Annotated in this window: 24 protein-coding genes and 1 pseudogene; 19 read left to right on the forward strand and 6 right to left on the reverse strand. The window is 40.0% G+C overall.

The window, feature by feature from the left end; all coding sequences use genetic code 11:
- Positions 1–2: 2 nt before the first annotated feature.
- On the forward strand, positions 3–677 hold the full coding sequence (gene gmtX / locus OCV12_RS04540; RefSeq protein ID WP_171306208.1) for a gamma-mobile-trio protein GmtX: 675 nt from the start codon (positions 3–5) through the stop codon (positions 675–677).
- A gap of 88 nt (positions 678–765) precedes the next feature.
- Positions 766–1,095: a DUF1244 domain-containing protein gene (locus OCV12_RS04545; protein ID WP_171306209.1), complete on the forward strand. Its 330-nt coding sequence runs from the start codon at positions 766–768 to the stop codon at positions 1,093–1,095.
- Positions 1,096–1,109: 14 nt separating this feature from the next.
- Here OCV12_RS04545 and OCV12_RS04550 read toward each other — a convergent pair whose 3' ends face one another.
- From OCV12_RS04550 to OCV12_RS04560, 3 genes are all read right to left on the reverse strand, one after another.
- On the reverse strand, positions 1,110–2,087 hold the full coding sequence (locus OCV12_RS04550) for an IS481 family transposase (RefSeq protein WP_261885445.1): 978 nt from the start codon (positions 2,085–2,087) through the stop codon (positions 1,110–1,112).
- Between the two features lie 43 nt (positions 2,088–2,130).
- Positions 2,131–2,832: a hypothetical protein gene (locus tag OCV12_RS04555; RefSeq protein ID WP_171306210.1), complete on the reverse strand. Its 702-nt coding sequence runs from the start codon at positions 2,830–2,832 to the stop codon at positions 2,131–2,133.
- Between the two features lie 1,051 nt (positions 2,833–3,883).
- Positions 3,884–6,520, reverse strand: coding sequence for an Ig-like domain-containing protein (locus OCV12_RS04560; RefSeq protein ID WP_261885446.1), 2,637 nt, complete (start codon positions 6,518–6,520; stop codon positions 3,884–3,886).
- A 232-nt stretch (positions 6,521–6,752) separates the two neighbouring features.
- On the opposite strand from OCV12_RS04560, the gene OCV12_RS04565 reads away from it, so the two are divergent.
- From OCV12_RS04565 to OCV12_RS04580, 4 genes are all read left to right on the forward strand, one after another.
- Entirely contained in the window at positions 6,753–7,241 is a 489-nt protein-coding gene (locus OCV12_RS04565; protein ID WP_261885447.1) for a tetratricopeptide repeat protein, read from the forward strand.
- Between the two features lie 484 nt (positions 7,242–7,725).
- Positions 7,726–10,584, forward strand: coding sequence for an HD domain-containing phosphohydrolase (locus tag OCV12_RS04570; protein WP_261885448.1), 2,859 nt, complete (start codon positions 7,726–7,728; stop codon positions 10,582–10,584).
- 624 nt (positions 10,585–11,208) lie between these two features.
- On the forward strand, positions 11,209–11,976 hold the full coding sequence (locus tag OCV12_RS04575; RefSeq protein WP_102336708.1) for a hypothetical protein: 768 nt from the start codon (positions 11,209–11,211) through the stop codon (positions 11,974–11,976).
- Positions 11,977–12,004: 28 nt separating this feature from the next.
- Positions 12,005–12,622 carry a hypothetical protein gene (locus OCV12_RS04580; protein ID WP_102336715.1) on the forward strand — a complete coding sequence of 206 codons (618 nt, stop codon included), beginning with the start codon at positions 12,005–12,007 and terminating at the stop codon, positions 12,620–12,622.
- A 445-nt stretch (positions 12,623–13,067) separates the two neighbouring features.
- On the opposite strand, the gene OCV12_RS04585 is transcribed toward OCV12_RS04580, so the two are convergent.
- Positions 13,068–13,382 carry a helix-turn-helix domain-containing protein gene (locus OCV12_RS04585; protein ID WP_061026023.1) on the reverse strand — a complete coding sequence of 105 codons (315 nt, stop codon included), beginning with the start codon at positions 13,380–13,382 and terminating at the stop codon, positions 13,068–13,070.
- Positions 13,383–13,485: 103 nt separating this feature from the next.
- On the opposite strand from OCV12_RS04585, the gene OCV12_RS04590 reads away from it, so the two are divergent.
- The 4 genes from OCV12_RS04590 (at position 13,486) to OCV12_RS04605 (ending at position 18,355) form a co-directional block, all read left to right on the forward strand.
- A complete protein-coding gene (locus OCV12_RS04590) occupies positions 13,486–14,016 on the forward strand; it encodes a hypothetical protein (RefSeq protein ID WP_061026026.1) in 531 nt (176 codons plus the stop codon).
- A complete protein-coding gene (locus OCV12_RS04595) occupies positions 14,010–15,389 on the forward strand; it encodes a DEAD/DEAH box helicase (protein WP_261885449.1) in 1,380 nt (459 codons plus the stop codon). The genes OCV12_RS04590 and OCV12_RS04595 overlap by 7 nt, the downstream gene beginning before the upstream one ends.
- Positions 15,390–15,493: 104 nt before the next feature.
- Positions 15,494–15,781, forward strand: a complete 288-nt coding sequence (locus OCV12_RS04600; protein WP_061026029.1) for a hypothetical protein — start codon at positions 15,494–15,496, stop codon at positions 15,779–15,781.
- 870 nt (positions 15,782–16,651) lie between these two features.
- On the forward strand, positions 16,652–18,355 hold the full coding sequence (locus tag OCV12_RS04605) for an ApeA N-terminal domain 1-containing protein (RefSeq protein WP_261885450.1): 1,704 nt from the start codon (positions 16,652–16,654) through the stop codon (positions 18,353–18,355).
- 386 nt (positions 18,356–18,741) lie between these two features.
- On the opposite strand, the pseudogene OCV12_RS04610 reads toward OCV12_RS04605, so the two are convergent.
- Positions 18,742–18,858 (reverse strand): annotated as a pseudogene (locus OCV12_RS04610) (DUF1244 domain-containing protein); the annotation flags it as partial.
- A gap of 235 nt (positions 18,859–19,093) precedes the next feature.
- Here OCV12_RS04610 and OCV12_RS04615 point away from each other — a divergent pair.
- From OCV12_RS04615 to OCV12_RS04650, 8 genes are all read left to right on the forward strand, one after another.
- On the forward strand, positions 19,094–19,588 hold the full coding sequence (locus OCV12_RS04615) for a hypothetical protein (protein ID WP_048614791.1): 495 nt from the start codon (positions 19,094–19,096) through the stop codon (positions 19,586–19,588).
- A 448-nt stretch (positions 19,589–20,036) separates the two neighbouring features.
- Positions 20,037–20,702: a Rossmann-fold NAD(P)-binding domain-containing protein gene (locus tag OCV12_RS04620; protein ID WP_050634818.1), complete on the forward strand. Its 666-nt coding sequence runs from the start codon at positions 20,037–20,039 to the stop codon at positions 20,700–20,702.
- Between the two features lie 61 nt (positions 20,703–20,763).
- Positions 20,764–21,270, forward strand: a complete 507-nt coding sequence (locus tag OCV12_RS04625) for a chalcone isomerase family protein (RefSeq protein WP_239847144.1) — start codon at positions 20,764–20,766, stop codon at positions 21,268–21,270.
- Positions 21,271–21,349: 79 nt separating this feature from the next.
- Positions 21,350–21,847 carry a hypothetical protein gene (locus OCV12_RS04630; RefSeq protein ID WP_239847142.1) on the forward strand — a complete coding sequence of 166 codons (498 nt, stop codon included), beginning with the start codon at positions 21,350–21,352 and terminating at the stop codon, positions 21,845–21,847.
- Positions 21,848–21,900: 53 nt separating this feature from the next.
- On the forward strand, positions 21,901–22,767 hold the full coding sequence (locus tag OCV12_RS04635; protein ID WP_239847141.1) for a DUF302 domain-containing protein: 867 nt from the start codon (positions 21,901–21,903) through the stop codon (positions 22,765–22,767).
- A gap of 172 nt (positions 22,768–22,939) precedes the next feature.
- Entirely contained in the window at positions 22,940–23,641 is a 702-nt protein-coding gene (locus OCV12_RS04640) for a hypothetical protein (RefSeq protein ID WP_176681747.1), read from the forward strand.
- Positions 23,642–23,657: 16 nt separating this feature from the next.
- Complete coding sequence (locus tag OCV12_RS04645) at positions 23,658–24,206, forward strand: DUF3332 family protein (protein ID WP_176681746.1); 549 nt, start codon at positions 23,658–23,660, stop codon at positions 24,204–24,206.
- An 83-nt stretch (positions 24,207–24,289) separates the two neighbouring features.
- The gene (locus tag OCV12_RS04650) at positions 24,290–24,562 is read left to right on the forward strand and encodes a hypothetical protein (RefSeq protein ID WP_261885451.1); all 273 of its coding nucleotides are present in this window, start codon (positions 24,290–24,292) and stop codon (positions 24,560–24,562) included.
- 98 nt (positions 24,563–24,660) lie between these two features.
- Here OCV12_RS04650 and OCV12_RS04655 read toward each other — a convergent pair whose 3' ends face one another.
- Positions 24,661–25,728: a PLP-dependent cysteine synthase family protein gene (locus tag OCV12_RS04655; protein WP_017631053.1), complete on the reverse strand. Its 1,068-nt coding sequence runs from the start codon at positions 25,726–25,728 to the stop codon at positions 24,661–24,663.
- Between the two features lie 129 nt (positions 25,729–25,857).
- Here OCV12_RS04655 and OCV12_RS04660 point away from each other — a divergent pair, with 129 nt between their 5' ends.
- A complete protein-coding gene (locus OCV12_RS04660; protein ID WP_017631052.1) occupies positions 25,858–26,331 on the forward strand; it encodes an Lrp/AsnC family transcriptional regulator in 474 nt (157 codons plus the stop codon).
- The last annotated feature ends 70 nt before the right edge of the window (positions 26,332–26,401 follow it).

A 26,401-nucleotide genomic window follows, 5' to 3' on the forward strand; every position in this document is an offset into this window, starting at 1 on the left:
TAATGAGTAGTGAAAGCATAGAAGTTAAAGATGAAAAGTTGTGTAGAGAGATTGACGCTATATATCAATCCTTGCGGACTGAATGTAAAACGGCACGCTCTAAAAACAGCATAGATATTATAAACAAAACATGTTCCGAAATAGCGCAGGGTTCGAGGGATTTTAGTACTTCCGTAGTAGGTAATTTAGCAAAATCTAAAGGAGGACCAAGCGCACAATCAATCAGTAACAAAAACGGTCAACGATATCGAGATTTGATAAATGCATATCAACGAGCCTACCCGCTACCCATAAAGCTGAAAACATCTACATCTAGAAATTGGATTGACCAGATACAACAACCGGGCATCAAAGGTAACGTTCTGATCATGCAGTCCGAGTTGAAAAAATTAAGGGACGAAAACAAAGTACTGCGCAACCTTCTTGCTAACAAAAATGACCTAGTAGTTACCCTAACTCAATCACGAATTCAATCTTATAATACGAGTTCTCACTTAACCGAAACTGACTTTGATTCACTTAAATCTGCAATTGATCCAGAAAGACTAAAAACGTTTGGTCTAAAGTTGGGGGAAGGCGGTAGCATTGAGAATGCCAACGGTGCTGAGGTCTTTGAAATAGGATTCGCAGATGCAATCGGTAAAATAATCACTATAGATACTATAAAAGATGGATGAAACAGCTCTATCAATTTAGCATTTGATTAAGTAGCATTGCGTCATAAACCATAACATCTAAAAGCAAAGTTTAAAAAAGGAAAACATTGTGGCTCAATTTAAATACAAGCAGTTGTCTCAAGATCAACAAGATAAACTAGATGCTGCGGCATTTCGTCGCCTATTAGCACATTTAGACGGTCACAAAGAAGTTGCCAATATAGACCTGATGATCTTAGCTGGCTTCTGCCGTAATTGTTTCAGTAAATGGTATGCAGAAGAAGCAGAACAACAAGGTGTAGACATAAACTTAGATGATGCACGAGAGCGCGTTTATGGCATGACTTATAACGAGTGGAAAGCAAATCACCAACCTAAGGCGACGCCGGAGCAATTGGCAGCATTCGAAGCTCGCCAGATTAAAAACGAGTCTAAGTAATTGAGCTGTGTGATTCATAGAGATGGTTTCACTTTTCTTAGCTGAAGGTCGAGCTTGTAATTCTGCTCTTGAAACCTCTCTTTCTTGGTCTGGTAGTTCTGAGATACCTCTTCAGACAAAGGGGTTTGATCAGATATCTCAGTAATCCTGTCTATCGGAGTTAGCCCATTTAACGAGCTGTGGGGCCGCTCCCAGTTGTAGTAGTGTTGCCATTCAGCTAGCAGCAGATCCAGTTCTTCCAACCCTACAGAGACATCTATGGTCGGATAGAACTCACTTTTATCTGTTTTCTGCGACCGTTCCACTTTACCATTCAAGTGAGGTGAGCCAGGCTTATTTGGGCGAAACTTGATCCCATAAATCATGAGTTGTTTCTGGACTTTCTCAGCAAAGAATTCACGCCCTCTGTCCGTCTGAATACGCTGGATAGGAAATGGCATCTCTTCCACGACACAATCGATAAAGTCGACTGTATTTGCTGCTGTGCGCCGAGAGTAGCACCTTAGAACCCGATAGCGAGAGCAGTCATCAATAGCTGTATACTGGTAAATTCCAGACGCTATTTTACAGGTGTCCATCTGGACTCTATCACCAGGAATTGGGTGCTCATATCTTTGGAAATCTTTTTTGCGTCGGTAAGTTACGATGGGTTTGACTGATGCTTCGGATAAAACTTTATGGAGTGTCGCTGTGCTTAGGTGTATTTGGTGAAGTCGGATTAATTCCGTTTGTAAACGCCGCGCCCCTAAATTGCGTTTCTCACGCATCGTAAGGATCAATGCTCTTAGCTCATCATTGAGTTTGGTATCTGGAGATGAATGAGGGCGTCTGCTCTGGCTTTCCAGACCAGCGATTCCATACTGCTTATATCGTTTAGCCCACTTACGTAATGTTGGTCTGGAAATACCACAGCGTCGACATACAAGGCCTGCATCACCACATTCCTCATACATTTTTACCCACCGTAGTCTTTGTTGGATTTCTCTGTCCATAGACACCCAGTATAGTTGAAAGGATGTCTATGAATCACACACATTATTCAATTTTTGTAAGCGTTCCCTGTACCGCTCTGAGTTGAATTAGGCGCAAAAACTTCTCCCATGAATCACTCATAGATAGCAGTTCTTCTATGTCGACTCTTTCGATGGTTTTCCCTGTTAATGACTTAAGTGCGCTTAAGCAAGCTGACAAAACCTCATCACTGGTGATGTCTGGTAACGTGACTTTCTCAACACCCTTCAACCTATCGAGAAACTTAGTTCCTTCATTTGTCAGAAGTAACGGTTTTATTTGGGCTCTTTTAGCAGTGTAGTCCAACCAGAACGTCAGATAATCAGGAACAGAACCATTCAAACGAAAGCAGAGTAAAACTTCTTCATCTAATAATGAGAGGAGGTTACCACAGTCATAAAGCCCAATATCAATCTTTCCATGGTTCTTTTGCTGATTTAAAAAAAGTTCTCGACGAGACTCTTTTTGAGTATGTATGTACTTTAAAGTTGTTGCTTTATCTTTTAAAGCGTAGCGATAAATCGTATCAATGCACTGGCCAATATTCGAACCATCTAGCTCTATGGATAGGCATGTTATCCCTAATTGCTCTTCCAATAACAATTCAAAATCTGGGTAAAACGTACCGTTCCAATCACTCACCTGGCAATGCAAGGGAGTATATGACTTTTGATTAGCCCAGAAATGTAGTGGTTGAATGACAGTTGAGGGGATCCAGAAAATCATTGTTTATCCTTTTAGTAGCCAACCAGAACAAGAAGTTATGGTAGCAAAGCAAGCTCTCCTAACTTAATGTACCTTAGAGCTCCATTCTTTTATATGCCTGTCTCTTAGTCCGCTGGGGCACCTTTTAACCACACCTGAGGTCATCTTAACATCCCATCAAGTAAGTGATTATTATTTTATTAATAACGGCGCCCTCTTTATTCATGCTATTCCTGAACCATTTGTTAAATGACGTCTAACTAAAAAAACTCTTTGGGAGGGATACAATTCCAATTATCATTTTTGGGTACAAGCTTAAATCTAGACAAATTTGTTATCAGTTTTAGATAGGGAGTCTTGCTCGTATCGTAACTTTGGGACAAATGACAAGCATCAGCCTCGAGGTGTTTTAAAAAATATGTTTTGGTTGATAAGCTCTGACTCCGATTTCAGGCTCTAACGCTAATTTGCTAGACTAAGTAAGACTGTACATAAAGGTGGATGAATGAACTACTTTGCGGAGGACCCCTTCTAGGTAATGTAAGCCTGGAGGGCAAATGAAAAAACTAAAGCAACAGTACCGAAGCCATATCAAATCTAATGGCCGTATTATATGGGATGTGTATCCTTGTATTCGCAGTGGGACTCATAAGCACTTTTCAACTAAGCAGGAAAAGAGTTACTTTTTCCTTCATGAAGTTGAGTATCGTGAGTACCCAATCAAACTGCGAGCGGCTAGAGGGAAAATACTGGCCAATCCTTGGGATGATTATCCTACATACGTATATGACGTTGCTAAGTGCTGGAAGCATAATTCGAAAAGACGTCACCAGTACTACAAATAACTATTATTAAGCCTCGCGAATGCGAGGCTTATTTCTATCCTTCGATATAATTATTTTAATTAGTCTGAACGTAATCTGTTAGTTTCGTTTACTCGATGTGACCATCTCTGACAGGTTGTGCTAAATCAGTTCTGCCCCAAAGTGTGTTACAAAAACTTTGGGGCTTCAGTTGCTACGAAGGCATTATCCATAGGTAAAGAGGCCCTCGATAAGCCTCAAGCAGATGGCTAAAGCGGTAAGTCAAATACAAATTGTGCGCTGACAATTTGTACATCGTCAGAAACATTTTCCCACAGCAAGTCGATTTTCCCGTAGTCATTTCGGTTAAGGTTAATACCTATCCCGTAATTGAAATGAGTATTTTCATCTACATCGACAAGCTCTGATGCACCATCAATACTCGGCTCTATATAGCTAATCCCAAGCACTACGAAAGGGGCAAAGTTTTCTCCCCAAAGCTGGTTAATACGGTATTTTGCATTCACTCTAAACAAGTGATACTGAACATCAGTATTGGGGTAGCCGACAGCGTCTGATTCTAGTGTTGCCTCATTTAACCAGTTATAGCTAACATAGGTAGACAAGCTGGAATCGAATTGGTAGCCAAAGCCGATACCAAAAGCAGGCTGGTACTTATCATCTTGTTTCCATTGTGTATCGCCTAAATCAGGAGATAAGTAAGACATTCCTAAATCGGCGTTAACGAAAAACCCCTTATCCTCATTACTATTGTCATTAGACGATGCATTGGCGGATAACGCAACTGACGATAATGCTACTGCTAGTAGACCGCTTCTAATTGAAGTTAGACGTCTATAGATGAGCAATAGCAAAACCATCAAGCCGGAATATCCTACTGAACCACCTACGACAGCTTTTCCTGAACTGGCTTCCTCAGTTATCAGAGGTTCACCCGCCTTGACTTGCAAAGTCACTCTTTGAGGAAAACTGTGTGCGAGGTTTAGATCGACTGCGTCATAATAAAACTCGTCAATACCTACAAAGTTAGCATCTGGTGTATAAGTGAAACTTCCATCAGAGTTAAGTAGAAGCCGTCCGTTAGAAACATCACTGTAAAGCCTTGATGTTAGTCCCTGATAGAATGGCTCTGAACTATTTTGATCGTCTCTGTCATTGGCAAGAACTCCTGGTCCACTAATGGTTAACACTTCTGTTGTATGAAGGCTGTACGTATCTTGTAGAGTCGTTGGTCGGGTGTTGGCTGGAATGGAAATCCAGTTAGTTGATTGTATATCAATGTTTACTGTTGCCGTTTTTCCTCCTAGTTCATACTCGAAGGAATCATGACCATAATAACCATCGTTGGGTGTATATAAGAATGCGCCATCTGCCTCGAGCGTTAGAGTGCCGTGCAGAACATCTTTAGTTAGAGTGGCATCTAAACCTCCGGGCGTGGTGTCGTTGGCTAGAACGCCATCTGCGCTATTTGTGAGAATAGCGACACCCTCTTCGGTGGTATAAGTGTCGTTATGAGGATAAAGCGATTCGTGCTTTTCATAGGCACCAATATCAATGGCCCCACCTTGTGGACGAACTTCCTTAAGGTAGTCGCTAGTGATTGAAGTTCCATCCGCATAGTTCGCGGCTGCATTGTCACCCATATCAACAAGCGGCGCCGATAGCTCATTTGGAACAAAGCAGCGATTACGATTAAAGCAGCCAAGTGGATTTAAGTTCAAAGCAGTATCAGCAACACCATTAATAGAAAGGTAGTTGCTTTTATTTACAGCCCTTGGGTATGTTGCCGTATCGTCCCAATCTGATGGAGAGATCAATGGCAATGTATTTTTTTCTGGATCCGTAGAAAAAATCAAATTATTGCTTGCGATAAGTTGTGCCGAGCCCAAAAGATCAATATGTGTCGCATTGAAAACACTGGGAAAGCCGCCTGAAGTTTGTGGTGTAAAGTACAAAGTGCTATTAGTCAATGTCAGATCGCCATCATCGACTCGTAAGCTGCGAGTAGCAACAGAGCTTCTGCCATCGAAAAGTGAGTTTGCTATTTCAACATCCGCTTGTTTAAAATGTAAACCAGCAGCCGAAAATCCTGAAAAATATGAATCTTTTAACGTCGCCTTGCTTTGCTCTTCTGATATATGGAAAAGGATGCGAGATGAGGTTACCCCTTGCACACCAGTAAAGTTATCTGCTATGGCCGTGTTAGAAATAGTGAGGTTAGTATTACTAGTTAGAATTATCTCTTTACCGTCATTAACGCGATTTTCAAAAATCAAACTGTCATTAATGGTAAGGCTACCCACTGTTGATCCCGATGTATCTGTTGTGCCTTGTAAAATTAAATTATAAGCGCTTGAATGTGCGACGTTATTAAACAATGCGACATTGTTCAGAGTAACGTTCGCATCATCAGCATTGAGCACACTGCCTGTATGAGTCACTGCAATATTTTCAATCGTGACATCAATAATTCGTCCTGCAACATTATTCCGATTCACTCTGAACAGTAATGCAGAGGGTTTGAGTATGGTTACACCAGAACTAAATGGGTAACCTGTATTGAGAAGGCCATCGGTTGTTATCCACCTTTGCTTGTCATCTATGACTGTTCTTTCGCTACCGAGCCCACGAATTATTACATCATCTTCAATAAGAATCGGGTTAAAAGAGACACCATTACCTGCGAGACCAGGGTATATCGGGTCGTTACTGCCAAAACCCGCACGAATTTCAACAATGTCTGGTCCTGGGTTTTGATTCGCTTGTTCAATCGCCCATCGCAAGGTCCCACTTCCTGAAGCGGCATTACTAGTCACTTGAAAGGTATCTGAATAAACGGAGTTTGAAGCAAGTAAGGTTGCTATTAAAGCTAGTAATTTTTTCATACGACTCTCATCCTTGAGTGAATAGTTTACACATACACCCAAATGTAACAGAAGTGTCTGAAATGTAAATAATAACCACGCCACCCTATCAAGTTGATAACCTAATTCAGCATTGATAGGGAGTTAGTTTTATAGGGAAAAAAACATACATTTATCCTCCAAAGTAGTTAGAATTGAATTGATATCCATCACCAAAGATCTAAACAGCTGTTGTTCAGTCTAAAGGAAAATAATGGAAAAAATCATCGAGCAAGAGCAAGCAATAGAACGGCGTAAAGAAGCTAAGTACAGAGAGTCTAGAGCTTTGCTTGGCTCTTTGTTGAACAATGACAAGTATTCTGCGAGGGCTCATTTGCAAATCGCATGGTCGTATGACAATGAGGGTAAAGAGAAAGAGGCAATCACTCATTATTTGTTGTCGCTCTCGGGTGTTCTCTCTTTGACGGAAAGGTTTGATGCCTTGTTCGGTCTGGCGAGTACTTACCAAAGCCTTGGTATGTACGCAGAGGCACTAAACTATTTTGAACAAACTCTTAAAGATTATCCTAGCTCTGTTGCGGTTCAACCTTTTTATGCAATGTGCCTTTACAACTTAGGGCGTCATAAAGAAGCGACTTCATTACTGCTCGAGCTTTTAGTATCAACCACGAACAGCGAAGCAATTAAAGCCTATCAGAGAGCGATTTCTTTATATGCACAAGATTTAGATAAAACCTGGTAAAGGGATAGGTCCGAAACAATCATCCCGTATTTATAGATTGTTTTTGAACATCACATCTAACAAGCTTTTGTCCATAAGCTAGCTAGGGTTTGCCTCAAAATGAGTTGTAAGGCTCCCACCCTAATCGGATAAATATTCCCATTTACTCAATCATTCTTATATGATGTTCGTAAGTGGTTGCTTCCTACGATGGTTTTGTATTGTCCATCAATTGGAAGCACCCCGTATCGGAATTGATACTTTAGGTTCTTCATTGCTATTTTCATTCGAATTGACTGCATTTCCCACTTTATTCTCAAGATTATTTATCTCATAAATTTCGTAATTCTACACGAGCAATTTAGGTACTGCACTAAAGGCGCTTCTAGCTCATTAATTAAATGTTTTTTAAGCAAAAACGCCAAAATTGAAGAGAGACACTACCGATTCAATTAAATACAACTATTCTCATTATAACTCTAAAGTAAATAGGCCTTAACAGTAGATGAATAAAGCACCTAGAACATTCCCTATTCATATCCACATCGCCACTGTCATTATTGTGCTTGTTGTTATGGTCTCTGGTGTTCAAATTTGGCTTACCAATAAAGGATTAACAGACGTAATCTTTGAAACTAATAGGAATGTATTTCAAAGGATCGCGGCTCAAACGCGCAGTCAAATGAATGCACACTATGGCGCTGCTTTTACCGCAATTGGTACTTTTTCAAAGGGAAAAATTGTTCAAGCTGAAACGATAGAAAAAAGAAATGATTTTCTGCCAGAACTTACTCACCTGCTTACCGAATACACACATGTCACGTCGTACGCTATTTATTACCCTAATGAAGATGTTTTTTCCGTGACGAGGATAAACGACCTTGAGATGAGGGAGCGTATGGGGCTACAAAAAGATACTATTTTTGTGGCCACTCATCGAAGCTCAAACTTCGTTAGTATTAAAGGTTTGAATTCATCGTTAGTTTTCACCGAAAACATTGATACATCACACTCCTTGGAGTTTGATAAACAGCACCAATTTTACAACGCAGTGCAAGACAAAAATATAATTTCAGAACCAAGCCTACTCAGAGGCGTTAATGAGCCGGGGATAACTATTTATCGAGCAAGTAATAACGGAGCGGTTGTTGCCGCTGAAGTATTATTGGCTGGGTTGCGGGATTCGTTAACCGATACGTTAGCCAATGAATCCTCGATACGAGTGCTTTATGACGATTCAAAAACCGTTCTTGCATATAGCGAAACTTCTCGTTCTGAACCCTCATCGCATATGTCATTATCAAGCTTTGAGAAGCTAGATAACCCTTTAGTGCAATTCGCTATTGAGCAATATCACCGTGATGGCAAGTTAGGGATCTTTGAGTTTGAAAAAGAACGTTGGTTTGGTGAGATAATCACGCTAAAACCACTAAAAAGTAACCATGTCCATTTGTTAATGGCAGCAAAAGCTTCAGAATTATTTGACCAAGGTGGATTAATCAAACGCCAGACACTCTTTGGCTCGTTGTTGATTTTTGCTTTGATGTTGCCTGTCATCTACTTAGTTTCCCGTTCAATTTCTAAACCTATAAAAATGGCGACACAAAAAGCGAAAGAGATTCAGGGTTTTAATTTTTCTACTCCTATTAACTCCCAGAGTTACATAAAAGAAATCCAAGATCTCAACAACGCTCAAATCGCCACTCAAAACACAATTAGCCGATTCATTTCTTTAACGAATAACATTGCCCACGAAGAAAACCTAGAGGCACTGCTAGAACTCGTCTGTCGCGATACCATTAGTGCAGCAGAAGCCAATGGTGTGTTTCTCTATTTGTTAGACGCAGAGAACAAGTGCTTAGTACCCAAATACGTTTGGTGGGAAGGCGCAACAAAAGCCGATATAAATCGAGTATTAAATTCTAAGGTTCCCACCGCTGAGTCGGGCCAATTTATTCGGCAGATATTCATTGAAAAGAAATACCATATATTCCAAGCAAGCGAACTCCCGAACTTAGAGGTTGATTGGAAGGATAACCAAACTAGTCAGGTGGTGATTATACCTTTGAAAGATCGCGAAGGGGTTGTGATTGGGTCTTTTGGTGTATTGTATGATGGCGGTAAAGCCCAAGCTCAGTATGAGCGATTTGCTGATTATTTAGATTCGTTATTAGGCTTTTCATCCGTTGCAATAGAAACGAACACCATGATGGCTGCTCAGCAAGCTCTTCTTGACTCATTCATCAAAGTTATTGCAGGGTCGTTAGATAAAAAATCGCCTTATACAGGTAACCATTGCCAACGTGTTCCAATATTAACCGAGTGGTTAACTCTCGCAGCTCAAGAATCTACATTACCGTCGTTTGAGCATTTTTCTCTTAACTCAAAAGAGTGGCAAGAGTTGAAAATGGCGAGTTGGCTGCATGATTGTGGAAAAATCACTACTCCCGAATATGTGGTCGACAAAGCAACAAAGCTAGAAACAATTTATAACCGAATCCACGAGGTCAGAATGCGCTTCGAGGTTCTCAAGCGCGATGAAGAAATTACGAGCTTGAAGTCTTTGGTCCAAGCGTATCCAGTTGGATGGCGAGATCAACTAATGGAAAAATGTGAACAGTTGAATCAAGATTTTGAGTTTGTGGCTCAGCTTAATTTGGGATCAGAGTTTGTCACACAAACTGACCTTGATAGATTAAATGAAATTGCATCACGAACGTGGACTCGAACCTTAAGTAAACAACTAGGTATCTCTTCAGAGGAAATGAATCAGTACACGGAAAAAGATGAATACCCAACTGAAGAAAAATTGCTTAGCGACCGGCCCGAACATCTTATTGATTGGAATCACACAGACAAATTTGATGATAGATTCACAATGAAGCCGACTCAATATCAGGCAAACAAGGGAGAAGTCCACAACTTAGGTATACAGCGTGGCACATTGACAGAGGAAGAACGGTTTATAATCAACGATCACATTGTTCAAACCATCCATATTTTGGAGTCACTGCCGTTCCCACGACATATGCGAAACGTAGCAAAAATTGCGGGAGGCCATCATGAAAAAATGAATGGTGAAGGTTACCCAATGGGTTTAACGGGAGCAGAGATGTCTCTTACCACAAAAGTCATGGCCATCGCCGATATCTTTGAAGCATTGACCAGTTCCGATCGGCCTTATAAGAAAGCAAAAACGTTATCGGAGTCGATTAAGATAATGAGTTTTATGGTTAAAGATCAACATATTGACCCAGATCTGTTCGCTTTATTTTTAAGTTCAGGGGTTTATAAACGCTTTGCCAATGACTATTTACAGCCTGAGCAAATTGATGAAGTAAATATTAGTGATTATATAACGTGATATCGACGTTGTGAGCCTGTTCTCTTATTACGATATCAGGCTAGTTAGAATTTGTGATACTTTGCTGAGTGCCAGTTATTCTTTAAGGGGTTCTTCAACGAGTATATGCGTTGAGATAGCAGCGACCATATTATAGGTTCTGATTTTGAGCACCTAAAAGTACGTTTACAGGAAATCACCTAATCCATTAAGTGCTAATTCTGATCTGCTCCAATCAGACTGGACACTTCACTAAGCGACTTTCCCATACCTGACGTTATCTGTATTTCCTTAATTTACGTAATTGCTCTAAGTAACTTTTGTCCAGAGGCTTGATAGACCTGAAGTTTTACTCATGGCACTTTTCTAAAAAGTGCCAGCTAGCTCAGTTCTGCCCCTTTTTGCATTAGACCTATTACTCATACATATCCTGTTAATGTGCGTTTGACCTACCAAAACTTATCCGAATGCAGCACATTTATAAATTATGCTTCACAGTGTGGTCTAACCTATCAACATAGCCACTAACCTATTGATTATAAATTGAAGTTCCCGAAGAAAGGTTGCATTATATGTACATAAAATACGAAGTATAGTCGTACAGATAGCGTTATGTGCCAGAGCGAGTTAGGAGTCATGTCTTACATGAGTATTCAGTTAAAGTTGGTTCAACTTCGAAAGAAAATCAGAGCAAATAAAAAGAAAGTAACTAGCGCAATCATTGACGATCACTCAGCAGAAATGTGCATAATTTGTGGTTCTCAAGATCAATTGACTAGAGAGCATGTGATACCTCAATGGGTCTATAATCGTTGTACGAAACGAACATTCGAAACAACAACTAACGGTATTTCTCAGACTTACAATAAAACCACACTACCTGCATGCAAAGATTGTAACTCGAATCTCCTTGGTTATTTGGAGAGACATTTGAAGCATGAATTTGAAAAAGTCGATGTTAGTCACCAAGAGTTCTCACAAGAGACCTTAGAGTTAATCATCCTATGGTTAGAAACTCTAGAATACAAATTTCAAGTACTCGACCTTCGCAGAAATTTAAATAAGGTAAAAGGTGCAGAGTACATTCCTTTTATTGGCAAAATGCCTATTGCTATGTTCCAAGGCTCTATGGATACGAGTCCTGCAAAGGTGTTCTCAAATTTTCGTTCGGCATTGCAAGTATTGAGTGTGAAATCAAAGGCTGATAAGCTTAATTCCCTTTGTATTATCCATACTACAAACAAAGACTTTCATTTCTTTCATTCTACAAATAATTTTATATTCATAGAGTTAGCTGAGTTTGGGGTCGCGTTTTTCTATTTCTATAAACAAACGTTTGATGACCATAGTGCCGCCATAAAGTCTGCTATGGAAATAGTCCAAGATCACTATGCAGGAACAGGCACACAATAAAATCTTAAGTTTATCTGGAGTTCAGCATATGAAGATAAAAACAGGTACAGAGGCGGATTACCACCAGTGTATCGCAATTAAACATGAATACTTCAAGTGTCGCGATGCTTTTGAACAATTTCGGCAATCCGCCGAACATTTAATTCTGTCCGGTCATGATAAGTACAAATCTTATCGAACATACAATTCATATTCATATTTTATACATCACCTGTACGAGTTTCTCATTGCTTGCCACGCAAGAGACTTTGAAAATAAAAATATAACCGACAAAAAAGGTCCTCAGAAAAATCATTTCATAGACTCACTAATTGAAGAGGATGCTTATCGTGCGGTAAATGCAAGAATTGACCGTATTAGTCGTGGACAGGCTCCAAGTTATGAAAATGACATATCGCACTATGAAAAACTTCTACCTATACCAGAATCATTTGCAAAGGACTTTAGGGTTTATCGTAACAAGGTTGCTGGTCATGCGTCTTATGAGCGTACTAAAGACCTCAACTTAACCGATTTCTATCTAAAGTATCACTTTTACTTGTACCTATTGTTTGTAGATGTAGGTGAGTTTTGGGGAAGACAGGGAAGCGATTTTCCAGAATTCGAGGATGTGACAAATTTTATGAAAGCCATGGCGCGTGAATAAACTTAATCCCGAGTGTTGAACAAGTCTGATTCTTCTATATGTAAATTATGCGATCATATTTAGTGGTAACTTCGCCTTAGTTATATTCTTAAGGCATTAGACTGTGTAAGTGATTAGCCCGGTTCTGGGTAGGTCGAAAAACGAGTAAAACTTCATTTGCCATACTTGAAGTTATTCATGGGTTGCTAATATTCGATTTTCCGAAACTGATTTATGTCCAGAAACTGCATAGATACGAACCTCATAGACAATTTGGATAGCATAAGACGCTATCACTACGTTATTACTTAAAATCAGGCTGGAATCACTTACCTCACATAACCTACCTGTTAAGTTCTTAATAAGCATACCTAAACCCAGAGCTTTGTTCATAACTTTTGAATTTGCCGTTACTTCACTCTCCCGCCATAAGCAACATCAGTATTACTTAAAGTAAACTCTCTTATTATAAGTCTTTCTTCTGGCTCAGTGCTGCAATAAGTTTCTTTCTTTCGCTCTCTGTCATTTCATAGATCATGCACGCCAGTTCAGCAGAGCTTTCATCTTCACAGAAGAAATAATTGAGCGGCACACCAAGCTCATCGGCGATTAGCTTTAAGGTTTGAACATCTGGGGCGTGCTTGCCTTTCTCGTATTGATTCATTCGAGGGCTTGCTGAACTTGCATCCATACCTATGCTTTCTCCCAGGGATTTTTGAGAGAGCTTTGCTTTTTTTCGAGCTTGTTTGAGTCGCTCTGGGATTGGGTTTTTAAATGACACTTAGATTTCATTTCTCTGATCTCAAGTTAACTAAGATTTTCTTAGTTTTATGGATTTCTGTATACTAAGCAATCCTTAGTTTTTGGTTGGTGTAATTTTGGAAATGAAACGGGCTCGAAGAATTAGTGCTGTCATGCACAAGTTATTGATAGAAAATGGGTTAGATGGATTCACCGTGCTAGAAGCGAGAGATTTGTGGCTATCCCTTGATAATGTGGACTCCAATTCTGCCGAAGCTCACAAAAAGGTGTACCGAGCAATTTTTCACTTTGAAAAGAAAAGTTGGTTGCGAAGTGAGGGCTCAGGCCGGAAAAAACGCTACTTTCAAACGCAACAATTTAAAGAGTTACATAACAATGTAACAACGAATAACCAAGCGGATATGAAGCCTAAAGTACCCATTCAAAACTATTCCATTTTAAGCAATGAACGTAACGAATATAAGGGCGAATTGGAAATAATACTTGGGGAGATTGACGAGTATCAGTCGATCGTATCTCGATTTCCTGAGCTAGAGAATAAACTGGCCCCTTTGCATCAAGAGGCTAAAGAGCGCGCCGCTTTATTGCTCGGAAAAGTGAACGTTTTAACAAAGGTTCTTAATACTCTCTATGAAGGAAATGAACAGTGTTAAGGAAGTGGCAAAGTGAATGCTCTGACAGAGCGTTGAAAAAATATCAATCCAACTGCTCCCATTTCTTTTGCCAAGCTACACCTGGAGCAGGTAAGACAGTGCTTGCCGCTAATATTGCGTCAAGGTTGTTACAAAGTGACATGGTAGACCTTGTATTGTGCTTCTCACCATCGTTGACGGTTTCTGATGGTATAAAAAGAACCTTTTCGTCGAGACTTAAGTGTACGTTTAATGGTGGCATGGGATCTGTCGGGCAATCTTTAACATACCAATCTATCCAATTCCTCAATGACGAATTTTGGCAAACATTGCGGAATCACAGGGTCTTTGTTGTCTTTGATGAAATACACCATTGCTCTGGCTCTGAGGTTGAAAATGCGAACATTTGGGGGCAGCAAGTTCTCACTAAGATTCAAGGGCTTGCTACTTTTACCCTCGCACTTTCAGGTACACCGTGGCGTTCAGACTCTTTACCCATTGTGATGGGTGAGTACAGCGACCCAGACGGGCAGCTTCTTGTCGATTACCAATACACTCTTAAACAAGCTATAGCTGATGGTGTTTGTAGAACGCCCAAAATCGTCTTGGTTGATAATGAACACTTGTCTGTTAGTAGTAGAGAAAAAGTCGAATCCTTTTCATCAATATTAGAGATGCTTAAACAGACAAAAGCATCCTACCAGAGTGTTATTCACAACCAAGAGGCGATGGAATATCTACTCGGTTTAGGATGTGAGCAGCTAGAAAAAGCACGTCTCAGATCACCCAATGCCGGTGGGCTGATTGTTGCAGCTTCGGTTCAACATGCGCAAACAATCAAAGAGATACTATCTCAAAAGTTTGGGCAAACCGTTTCTATCGTCACTTATCGACATGAAGAGCCGCTAGCAGAAATAGAGCGTTATCGACAAAGCGACGCACAATGGATTGTTAGTGTAGGTATGATCAGTGAGGGTACTGATATTCCGCGCCTTCAAGTATGTTGCCATATGAGTTCAGTCAAAACTGAATTGTATTTCAGGCAGGTGCTCGGACGAATACTTCGTGTGAATAATACAATAAACCAACAAGCGTGGTTATTCACTTTTGCAGAGCAAAGCCTGATTGAGTTTTCTGAAAGGATTGAACAGGATATTCCTGAGTCTCGTCTCTATGTAAGTATGGGGAAACCTATCGAAACAGAGTTCTCTGGTCGACGAAATAGCTTAAGTGTCGCGCCTCCGCTTGAGCCCCAAAACAGCGCGAGAACAACAGTATCTTGGGAAAGCAGTACAGAAAGTTCAAATAGTCTCTATGGAGCATTAGGAATGTTTGATGAGCTTCGACTTGGGGCATTTAAGCAGAGAGTGATCTCGGCTTTCTCTTCCATGTAATTGAAGAAACCATAGGCTACATTTTCACTAAAGGCACATTGGGGAGGCCAGAATGAATTACTTTGCAGAGGACCCCTTCTAGGTAATGTAAACCTGGAGGGCAAATGAAACAGCTAAAACAGCAGTACCGAGAGCGCATTAAATACCAGCGCCAACACCTTTTGGATCTTTATCCGAGCGTTCGTAGTGGAACCCACAAGCACTTTTCTACCAAGCAGGAAAAGAGCTATTACTTTCTTCACAAGATTGAGTGCAGAGAGTACCCAGTTAAGCTGCGCGCCACGCGAGGAAGAGCATTAGCTAACCCATGGGACGACTACCCGTCTTATGTGTATGGCCTAGCAAAAAGTTGGAAGTATAACTCGAAGCGCCAAAACCAATACTACCGATAACCCATCAAAGCTCTCAATTCTGGAGAGCTTTTTTATGCGATGTGCTCTCTCAACTCGAAGCCTAATTATTAGTAATACCATAGTGTTATTAGGTTTAAGTTATTGACTTTAATTACTAATCCTTTGTAGTTTACGCGGGTGCTTCTTAAGTGATTACCCACATCGCAAGTTGCGATGCGCAGGTTGCGATGTGAAGTTAAAACCACCTGAAATATTGCTTTCTGTAAGAAGGGGGATACGTGCTTCTGATTAACACACTATAGGGGCAGACTATTGTGTTGACTGCGCGAAGCGACACACTTTTGCCCCTAAACGTTTAGAGCATAAGAAACTATCAATAGATTAATTTGTGTGTAAGCCTGTTGCACCAGTTTTTTTAGTCCCAGATACGACAAAGCCACAGGCAATGCCTATGGCTTTGTAAACAGCTACAGAATGTTTGTCATTCAAAACGAAGAGGGAACACATTCTGTGTGCAGCGTCGGGTGTTTTATCACCAAAGTATATGGAAGGGAAAGCACCTAGACTTATCATATGTCCTCGGTGGTCTGCTTTGCAATTAAGCCAAGTTCAATTCGATACAATTACTTCTGGCCAGACAGTAAATAGTACATCCAAGAAAAAGCAGGGATACCCGAGGCTCTCAACGTTAGTTTAAAGCTAAGAACTGTATGTGGCAAGCTTGCTTCTGCCCCGAAGCTCTTCAGCAACGACCCTCGCGTTGATTTAAGTGTTCCACTTTTGCAATACTTGAACTTATGGAAAAAATGAAGCAATAACAGTTCCTTTCTACTCTATTTATAACTACCTATTTTTTTCAAACTAATGAGAGAGTACACTATTTCAATAGAAAAATGGGAGAGTAAAAGAATGTTAAAAAGGGATCTAAATTTCTTCGAAAGTTACGAATTTACGGTAAAGTTCAACTTTGATGATACTGATTTTACTGGCGTTCTTTCTATTAATCAGGCAGGTATCCCACAGCTTAAAATACACACAGAAAATCACAGCTTGCAGTTCGAAGAACGCAGAATAATTCAATATCCAATCACTTGTCATGAAATTGGTTCGAATAAGACATTTACTCTACATCAATCAGAACTTCAAAGAGGTGGGGTCATTATATGTGGATTTGTCACTACTGGATCTTTAATTACGAATGACATTAATCTGATAGAAGTACACCTGACAGGTATATCTACTTGGTTTGAAAGGTTACGAAGCTCAGAGATAACAGAAACGGAGTTCAAGCGATGTACTTCTATAGACAAATTCTTAGTTAACTTTAACTATAATAAAAATGACTACTCGATAGAAAATCATCGTTACGTATCATCAACTGCGATCACATCAACCGATCATCACATAAGAATACAAGATTGTTTTATCGTTAAAAAGAAAAATGGCGGATTTACACTAAATGAAGCAAAAAGTATTGCTTTGGAGATAAGAAGCCTATTTTCACTTCTATTGGGGTATTCCCTCTCTATCAAAAACCTTTACTTGGTTCCTTCAGGGAAGCGACATGATTATCAATCCGTTACTTTCCCAAGTGTAGCCTATGAAGAGAAACCGTTTGATCATTACCACCAAGCGCTTTGCCACGTTAATAATTTGTTCAACTGGGATCTTTGGGAACCCATCATAAAAAACTACTTCAGTGTTAAATCGTTCCGTACGATTTGGAACCGCTTAGTTGCCCCTTTAGCTCGTTCTAGTTCTGGAATTTGGGAATATGAGATTCTATCTGTCGTTGTAACACTCGAAATGTACTGTGAACAAGAGTCAAAGGGCAATGGACATAAATTAAACAAAGAAAAATATAATGAGTTAACGTCACAGCTTAACAAAACGCTAGAAGCATTTATTGATGATAATGTTCTTTCATCTGAGGACCGATTGGTTCTAGAAGGGTTTTCGAGTGCTCTCGCTAACCTAAGAAATACATCCCACCCGACTCTTCAGCATAAATATGACTTCTTGATGAGCAAAACAAGCAATGAAATTAAAGAAGCTATTTCCTTCAGTGACTATGATTTTAATGTACTAAAGAGACTTAGAAATAGTGTAGCGCACGGGCTAAATTACAAGACGATGATAGAAGGAGAAATAACTAAAGAAGTTCAAATAAAGGATCGCCTTTTAACATTGTTAATATATTTTGTTTTTCAGGAGCTTGGTTTTAATGACACCCAAATAGCGAGAAATCTAAGCCACACCCATAACTCATTCATACTCAACGCAGGTGGTAATGAAAGAGCTAGAGATAAACTAGCTGGTACTGCGCGTTTCATTACATTGCAGGAAGAAATCGATCTTAAGGACTTTGCATCTTTTGATCATATCGTTGTTGATTACGAATCTAGTACTGAGCAATTCACATTGAATAAAGACCTGTCCCATGAAACAAAACATCACTGGCTTGGTAGCGGTATATCTGATGTTCGAGACTTTGTTAGAGACAAGCTTCCCAAAGATAGTAATTCTGAATTGGAGTACGTTAACAAGTTATACATTTCCAATGTTACAAATGAAAAATGCTACTACGGGGCGATTGTGTTAACTCATAGGTGAAGTTTCAAGATACTTTTTCTAATTTATCAGAAACGGTTTGGGTTTATACCTCTAAATCGCTTTTGTCCAAAAGCTTCATAGGTCGAATTTTCCCAGTTGTGATCAAGACAAAGAACAGATGTCGAGAGGTGTATAAATTTCGTTAGGTAATACATCGGTAGCTGTAGAAGCACTTAGGTAGCGGAAAGGTTAGTGTATCGTTATATGGCTTGTAGATATGACTATTAGTACTCGCATAGAAGCGAAAGTATCGAGTGTTCATTTGTAAACACATACACAGAGGACTTTGATTATAAACAATCAAACTCAATCAAAAAAAAGAACACTTAAAAAGCTAAAATTCAATAACTTAAAATTCAACTTGATAGTTTGATTAGTTCTTAACTATTTAGACCAGCCACGTCTTTATTGTTGTCTAGATGAGATAATAGGCGACGAAATGAAGCGGCATCTAGCTTGTCTTGTTCTTCTTGAGTTAGTTGCTTGTATTTGAATTCAGCCAAAACTCTTTCCTTTTCAAGTTAATGATTATCCTTAATTAGAGTCTACACGGCTGCGAGATTGACGCCAATACTCATTCACTCTGGTTTGAGTATGTACCCCTCATATTTCTAGGTCCTCGTAGGATAATAAAATTACAACTAGACCGGTCGGTCTGTATTGTGTATTATTCATTCAACACTTCAAATTAGACAATCAGATCATTGAAGCAGTAAACCGGAGAGAGGAGATCAAAGCATGACATTAGCATTTGAAACATACTTGGCTATTGGTTTATCGATGGCGTTGTTAAGCCTTTGGAAAACCTATTCAGGGCCTGCTATTGCCGCGTTTCTATCTTACTCCTACCCAGAAATGCTGTTGTTTAATTTAATCCCAGCGATGATTGCTGCGTATGCAGGTTGGAAAATTGCTCCCGTCTATTCAACTTTATTTAAGAAACAAAAAGGCGCTGTCTTTAAACCTAAGCTCAGGAAATTCATGAAAAAATGGAATCAATATGGTCAACTTTCAATGGCTATTTTGGCTCCTGTTTTAGTCGGAATTCCGAGTTATACCTTTGTTTCGAAAAGATTGAATCAAAGTGGCGTGAAAACATTTGGCATGCTTACATTGTCTATTTTAGGCTGGAGTAGCTTGGCTTATAGCTGTTTTGCATTCCTAGATGTTGGTCAGTATGTGGCGATAGAGAACATTATTCCCGAGTCTGTTCTTGAGAATATTCAGCAATAAATAGATCAATTTATACAACTTGCAGTGAGCAAAACGCAGTCTAACTCCTAACACGTAAAGTGTTCATGTTGTTTCGTTGCCATTGGCGATTTGAAAGCTATTATCCCCCTAGATATCCTCATTGAGCTCTCGCTCGGTTTTAAGTACCAAACATTTCAACGGCTCATTTAATGACCAAGTCATCTATATCTATACTGATACTTAAATCGGCTCTTACCGGTTCTTGTAGTATCAGTAATGATCTCCCCAAAACTTGTCGAGCGTTCGCATTTTAACCCCTCACTAATCAGATCTATATTCCATATCCCAATGCGTTTCAGCTTCGAATATGTAAACCGATCAGTCTAATTCTGACAAAGTTGACAATATTCTGACTAGACCGGTCGGTTTGTTGCGTTTATTATATATACAACGTCGAGACGACATAACTTTAAACGGTGAATTCCATATGAATAGATCAATCATTATTGCTGGTTCGAGTGGCTTAGTTGGACGAGAAACGCTGAGTACTTTATTAGGCAGTCAGAATATCAGTACTGTTTACGCACTGTCTCGACGTGAACTCAATACGCAACATCAGAAATTGAAGCAGATAATTGACAGTAATCTAAGTGTTCCTGCAATCCATTTAGATTCAGATCTTCCGGACGTTGGGATTATCGCTTTAGGTAGCACGATTAAAAAATCGGGTACCAAAGATAAACTTCGCGCAATTGATGTTGACCTAGTCGTGTCGACTGCAGCAAACATGAAAGATCTTGGAGTAAAACACCTGATCGTCGTGTCATGTCTTGGAGCTGATAGTAAAGCTCGCTCACATTACCTTCGCTGCAAAGGGGAGATGGAAAATGACGTTGAATTACTTGATTTTGAGAAAACGACTTTCCTACATCCGGGCCCGTTGGCGGGGGATCGACAGGAGAAGAGAACTGATGAAAAGTTACTTCAAGGTGCTCTTAAGGTACTTAAGCCGATGATGATCGGCAGAATGAAAAAATATCGACCAATTCAAGCATCGAATATTGCAAACAGCATTTTGGTTCATTTGACATTTCCGAGCTCAAGAAAGGTGGAGAGATTAGATTCTCTCGACATGATGAAGCTAGCGTCTTAGCCCCATCTCGGCATGAGCGAGTACCTGCGATGTTTAAACCTGAATGTAGGAAGAGATACCAATGAGATACAAAGTAACATTTTTGTTGATGACTCTTGTGATGGCCGGGGAAGCGTTCAGTCATGAGCTAAAAGCCGAGTCTTCGCATGCGCAATTTGATTCGTGGGTATACGATGATTATCGAATGGTCGCAGAAAATACTCGCACATTATGGTTTGTCGACTATTACGATATTAGACACTTGAAAAGCAAAGAAGGTGATAGCGCACTTCTATTGACGTTTACGCCTGAGAAGTTAACACAAGGAAAAGTCACAACAGCCACGATTGAGGCGCTGGAAGAGTCAAACCCAGGCATCAATATGAAAGACTCAAATATTCAAAAACTAATGGATAGCCTATCCATGCCGCTGATTAAAGGCGATGTGATTGCCATTATCTACAGAGGGGAAACGATGCAGATTCAATATAACAATGACGTTGTGTATCAGGCTAAAGCATCTTCAAAACAGAGTGTTGCTTTAAGGAATATCTGGCTAGGCGAGACCCCTGTTGATGATTTGCTATAACAGCCAACTAAAGTGGGGCAAGTTCCTCATGATAATGGTGTTAACTTTGCCATCGTTCGTTGCTATGAGTGGAGAAAATATGATGACGAGAATTGAGAAAGCTGAGTACAGAGAGTTTGCGAAGGGACTTAAGTATGAGTTGGTATTTCGAAACTTAGGTAAACAGGTATTTTCTGAACTCAAACATAACCCGCCAGGCAGTATGACAGCAAACAGCTTGGACTTGCTCAGTAAAATGGAGCAACACAATACCATTGTGATGAACCCTGTCCGCAAACAACATGGCGTTGATAGCACTATTCATTGTAAAGATAAGTTTTTTGCTAAAACAGTGACGTTGTCTTTGAAAGTGATGCCATATTTAGGGGCGAGATATTTAGAGGGCAGCGCAGAGCGATTTGTTCATCAGCTCAAGGATATTCAAGCATCCAGCCCAGTCGGTTATGAAAAAGAAATGACTTATATGGTTGAGCATGAAAAAGCGCTGTATGGGTACTTAGTCCATTTGAATGATGGTGACCTAAAGCGCGCCCACTCGGTCCTTGAAGACTTTGTTTCCGAACATAATATTCAATAGATTTGATTGTTTCGTTTGCCTTCAATCATTTTCAAACTCTAGAGAGGTTATCTATGAAAAAACTGTCTTTAATTGCTTTGTTTGTTCTGCCCATTCTAGGTTGCGAAACGACCGTTGATCAGAACGCTCATCAATCTCAACTAAATGCCGTTGATGATAGTGTGCTCATTGTTGATCGAAACGCTGAAGATAACGGGTTAGATAAAGTGTTAACTATCGACCATTCTCGATTAGCAGAACAGGCAAGTGAATATTTAGCACCAAGTCGAGTGGACTTTTATACCGACGACCAGCTGAATATTCAGTTGCTCAAAGACAGTTTACAAGTAGGGCTCGATTTACCATTTCGTGTTTTGAATTATGTTGAAAATGGCGAGCAAAAAGTAATTTATACCGATGCTCAGTTTATTCAAAAGCGACACGGAATAATGGATAACGAAGCCCTTGAGCAGTACGCAGAAAAAACGGCATCGCTAACTAATGGGCTAGATAACATTGCACCAGTTCAGAGCGAAGGCTTAACAAAGAACTACGGCATTGAAACATTAGTATCAGAGTATGATTTTGAAACGACACTGAACAATATTAAACGAGATGTTCTTGCTCAAGGTGACACGGTTTGGTTTATGAACTGGGATTTTAAGGCTAGAGCAGAAGCGATTGGTGAGTCACTACCTAATGCGACCCTGCTCGTTTTTGGTGGGCCAGCGCCAGGTGCAAAAGCAATGACCGATTTCCCAAGTATTGGATTGGATGCTTTTGGCCAAAAAGTATTAGTGACTGAAGAAAACGGTCAAGTGACGGTTGCTTACAATAATATTGTCGACATGTCTGAACTCCATTATCAGGACAATGCAATTTCTCATAAGGTCATCAACTTTCGATTGGGTAAAACTCTCGGCGGTGCGGTAGAAAAATAATCTATCGCCTTACGATTTATATCGATAATTAACATCTAATTAATTCACATTAATAAAAATCCATGTTTTTAAAATTATGGCGTGGCTTTTTATTACCTAAAAACAACGGCTAATTTAATAGCCTAATTTTAACGCTGCCATTTTGGCATTGAAATTTAACCATTGGAATATCATGAAAACACAATTTTTAACATTATCTTCTTTATTTGTTATTTCTTTTTCTAGTGTAGTATCTGCAAACGATACAACGAATGCAGAAAATGTAGAACAAGAGGTACAAGCTGAAAATAATTATCACAATCAAGATATCAGAAATGTTCAGAGTAGTATTAAAGCTGGATACGATACACAAGAGTTTGATCGATATGACGTGAATATAATAGGCGTTGAAGCTACCTACGGTATTAATGATAAAGCTAGCATCGGTTTAAGCTACGATACTCTTGATATTGACTTTGGTAATGATAAATTAAATGACCATTATGATAGAGAAGATGTCATTACACTATCTGGCCAATACAATATTTCAAATAACATTGTTATTGATGGTGAGTGGAATATCTCTGGAGACTACGACAATCTTACCGTCGGTGGTAACTACGTCGCTGATGCTGGCTTTGGTGCATGGAACGTGGGCGCCAACTATTCAACGGGTGATGTGAGCGACGGTTTTGACCTAGAAGCGGGCGTTTTGGTGCCATTTGGTAACATGTATTACCGCGGTGATTTTACTTACTTCTTGGATTCTGATGTCGACACTGTGTTTGAAAATGCTCTGGGTTGGACTAACGGCAATGTTGATGTGAATGCATCCGTAACTATGTATGAATTTGACGATACCTCTGTTGGTATCGAATTCGGTTACTATTTCTAAGTTGTAGGTAGATGAAATGAAAATCTTCAGTAAAAAGAGCTCAATCAAGCTTGCGGGTATCCTGTTACTTGTCCCAATTCTTAGCGGTTGTGTCGGTAGCAATTTCACGACTAAAAAGTTAATGGAATTCAACATAAAGGTTGTTGATAACCGCTATGCACGTGGCGGTGTTAACTTCTTATTGGTACCCGTTTATGGCTTTACAACATTGGCAGATTACTTCGTTGTTAACTCAATCGAGTTCTGGACGGGGTCAAACCCTTTCGACGGCACTCCGCATATCTTTGATAGTAAAGTCGAGACAATGATTGATATTAATGGAGATCTTGATCCTTCACTGCGTGATGCACCGATTGATCCTCTGACGTACCACAACATTGAAGACAGCCACATAAGAACCATTGACGAAAATACTATTGAGATGGAAGTGACTTATGTTGACGGCACTTCTTCAACGGTAACCGGCGTGAAGGAAGGTGCAAACGTTAAGTACTTTGTTGATGGTGAGTTTGTCTCTGAAACCTCTGTAGAGGCGTTATCAGAAGCATTTGAAGTGAGCTCATAATCATCCATTGTTAAAGTGAACTTTATTGTTCGCCTATTATTTCTAATATTTACGATTAATAATCAAACTTTCAGGATATTAATATGAATCAATTTGGCGTGACGGGTTTTATTGTGAAAAGTAGCCTGACTAAAAAGAATATTCAACCTGTCGATGATATTTCTTATCCGGGGTGTAGCTTTTTAGTGCAAACAGATAACTTTCTAGTGTCATGTTGTTCATTAGATAAATATATTGATAATGCGTTTGAAACTCTGTTTAACACAAAAGGTAAAATTAAACTGGAAGGGTTTTTGTTTGTAGATACTTATAGTGATAATGCATCTTTGTCTGTAGTGACAAAAATAACACAGTAATAGCGATTAATAAGTTTCTTAATAGGGGCTTGTTATAAAGAAAAAGGACGAAGTTAACTTCGTCCTTTTTGTTATTGTAAACTTGTTAGTTAATGAACTTAAGCCAGTTCACCCGTTTGAGAGAAAGCTTCCAACTTCGCTGCGTAAGGTTGTAGGTCACCAATGTTGTTGTTCACCCACTCGTCATTGAAGTAAGTGTCTAGGTAACGCTCGCCGCTATCACAAAGCAAAGTCACGATAGAGCCTTTCTCACCGCGTGCTTTCATCTCGCTTGCCAGTTGAAGCACACCGTACATGTTGGTACCTGTAGATGCGCCAACCTTGCGACCAAGAATGTCTGACAACCAATGTGTCGTAGCGATGCTTGCTGCGTCTGGAATCTTACGCATTTCGTCAACCACACCTGGAATGAAGCTTGGTTCTGCTCGTGGACGACCGATGCCTTCAATCTTGCTGAATGTGTTGCCTTTCACATTCGTATTGCCCGTTTTGAAGTACTCATGGAATACTGAATTCTCAGGGTCGACAACACAAAGCTTAGTCTCATGTTGTTGGTAACGAATGAAACGGCCGATTGTTGCAGAAGTACCACCTGTACCCGGGCTCATGACTACCCAAGTTGGAACCGGGTGATCTTCCATCTGCATTTGATTGAAAATCGAGTTCGCGATGTTGTTGTTACCACGCCAGTCGGTTGCACGTTCGGCGTAAGTAAATTGGTCCATGTAGTGGCCATTAAGTTCCGTCGCTAAGCGGCGAGACTCGTCGTAAATTTCATCTGAACGGTCAACAAGGTGTGCTTGGCCGCCGTAGAATTCAATCTGTTCAATCTTTTTCTTCGCTGTGCATTTTGGCATTACCGCAATAAACGGAAGACCAAGTAGGCGAGCAAAGTACGCTTCAGACACAGCCGTGCTACCAGATGACGATTCAATGATCGTCGTTTCTGGGCCAACCCAACCGTTACAGATAGCGTATAAGAACAGAGAACGCGCTAAACGGTGCTTCAAAGAGCCTGTTGGGTGTGTGCTTTCATCTTTAAGGTAGATATCAATGCCTTCGATGCTTGGAAGGTCTAGCTTGATAAGGTGCGTATCCGCTGAGCGTTGGTAGTCGGCTTCAATTTTACGAATCGCATTGTTAATCCATTGATGGTCAGTGCACATAAGCGTTCTCCTGATCTTGTGTAGGAATTCTTTGTAATTGGTATGGTTATAATTTAGCTAGAACTGGAGAGAAAAACTTTGCCATATTTGCTTTATTTTGACTAAAATGTAGAAAATTATTCTATTTAAATGCGATTTGGTGAAAGTGTGATAGATGCCGTAGATAAAAAAATATTAGGGTTGTTACAGGAAGACAGCACGCTGTCACTGAACGATATTTCTGAAGCCGTTAACCTCACAACAACGCCCTGCTGGAAGCGACTCAAGCGTCTTGAAGAGAACGGCATCATCGAAAAAAGGGTGGCGTTGCTCAATCCTGAGAAGTTAGATCTTTCTTTTACCGCGTTCGTATTGGTGAAAACCAGCGACCATTCTCATGAGTGGTATGGGCGCTTTGTGAATACTGTGTCGGACTTTCCAGAAGTGATGGAGTTCTATCGCATGGCCGGTGAGTATGATTATATGATGAAGGTGCAGGTTAAAGACATGAAGTGCTTTGATGACTTCTATAAGCGTTTGGTTAACAGCATTGATGGGATTTCTAATGTGACTTCAACGTTTGCTATGGAACCATTGAAGTACACAACAGCACTGCCACTATAGTTAGCCTTAGCACCACGCTACATCTTGTCTCAGTTTAGACATCGCCTCTGCGATAAAGAAAAGGATTATT

The sequence above is a fragment of the Vibrio pomeroyi genome, from assembly GCF_024347595.1.
In the GTDB taxonomy this organism is placed as follows: domain Bacteria; phylum Pseudomonadota; class Gammaproteobacteria; order Enterobacterales; family Vibrionaceae; genus Vibrio; species Vibrio pomeroyi.

What these genes read in the sequence shown, in the direction of transcription:
- OCV12_RS04575 (WP_102336708.1), top strand. Translation starts at nt 11,209, where the DNA reads ATGAGTATTCAGTTAAAGTTGGTTCAACTTCGAAAGAAAATCAGAGCA.
- OCV12_RS04645 (WP_176681746.1), top strand. Translation starts at nt 23,658, where the DNA reads ATGAAAATCTTCAGTAAAAAGAGCTCAATCAAGCTTGCGGGTATCCTG.
- OCV12_RS04635 (WP_239847141.1), top strand. Translation starts at nt 21,901, where the DNA reads ATGAAAAAACTGTCTTTAATTGCTTTGTTTGTTCTGCCCATTCTAGGT.
- OCV12_RS04560 (WP_261885446.1), bottom strand. Translation starts at nt 6,520, where the DNA reads ATGAAAAAATTACTAGCTTTAATAGCAACCTTACTTGCTTCAAACTCC.
- OCV12_RS04660 (WP_017631052.1), top strand. Translation starts at nt 25,858, where the DNA reads ATGCGATTTGGTGAAAGTGTGATAGATGCCGTAGATAAAAAAATATTA.
- OCV12_RS04580 (WP_102336715.1), top strand. Translation starts at nt 12,005, where the DNA reads ATGAAGATAAAAACAGGTACAGAGGCGGATTACCACCAGTGTATCGCA.
- OCV12_RS04550 (WP_261885445.1), bottom strand. Translation starts at nt 2,087, where the DNA reads ATGGACAGAGAAATCCAACAAAGACTACGGTGGGTAAAAATGTATGAG.
- OCV12_RS04640 (WP_176681747.1), top strand. Translation starts at nt 22,940, where the DNA reads ATGAAAACACAATTTTTAACATTATCTTCTTTATTTGTTATTTCTTTT.
- gmtX (WP_171306208.1), top strand. Translation starts at nt 3, where the DNA reads ATGAGTAGTGAAAGCATAGAAGTTAAAGATGAAAAGTTGTGTAGAGAG.
- OCV12_RS04570 (WP_261885448.1), top strand. Translation starts at nt 7,726, where the DNA reads ATGAATAAAGCACCTAGAACATTCCCTATTCATATCCACATCGCCACT.
- OCV12_RS04650 (WP_261885451.1), top strand. Translation starts at nt 24,290, where the DNA reads ATGAATCAATTTGGCGTGACGGGTTTTATTGTGAAAAGTAGCCTGACT.
- OCV12_RS04565 (WP_261885447.1), top strand. Translation starts at nt 6,753, where the DNA reads ATGGAAAAAATCATCGAGCAAGAGCAAGCAATAGAACGGCGTAAAGAA.
- OCV12_RS04555 (WP_171306210.1), bottom strand. Translation starts at nt 2,832, where the DNA reads ATGATTTTCTGGATCCCCTCAACTGTCATTCAACCACTACATTTCTGG.
- OCV12_RS04620 (WP_050634818.1), top strand. Translation starts at nt 20,037, where the DNA reads ATGAATAGATCAATCATTATTGCTGGTTCGAGTGGCTTAGTTGGACGA.
- OCV12_RS04590 (WP_061026026.1), top strand. Translation starts at nt 13,486, where the DNA reads ATGAAACGGGCTCGAAGAATTAGTGCTGTCATGCACAAGTTATTGATA.
- OCV12_RS04605 (WP_261885450.1), top strand. Translation starts at nt 16,652, where the DNA reads ATGTTAAAAAGGGATCTAAATTTCTTCGAAAGTTACGAATTTACGGTA.
- OCV12_RS04625 (WP_239847144.1), top strand. Translation starts at nt 20,764, where the DNA reads ATGAGATACAAAGTAACATTTTTGTTGATGACTCTTGTGATGGCCGGG.
- OCV12_RS04600 (WP_061026029.1), top strand. Translation starts at nt 15,494, where the DNA reads ATGAAACAGCTAAAACAGCAGTACCGAGAGCGCATTAAATACCAGCGC.
- OCV12_RS04655 (WP_017631053.1), bottom strand. Translation starts at nt 25,728, where the DNA reads ATGTGCACTGACCATCAATGGATTAACAATGCGATTCGTAAAATTGAA.
- OCV12_RS04630 (WP_239847142.1), top strand. Translation starts at nt 21,350, where the DNA reads ATGATGACGAGAATTGAGAAAGCTGAGTACAGAGAGTTTGCGAAGGGA.
- OCV12_RS04615 (WP_048614791.1), top strand. Translation starts at nt 19,094, where the DNA reads ATGACATTAGCATTTGAAACATACTTGGCTATTGGTTTATCGATGGCG.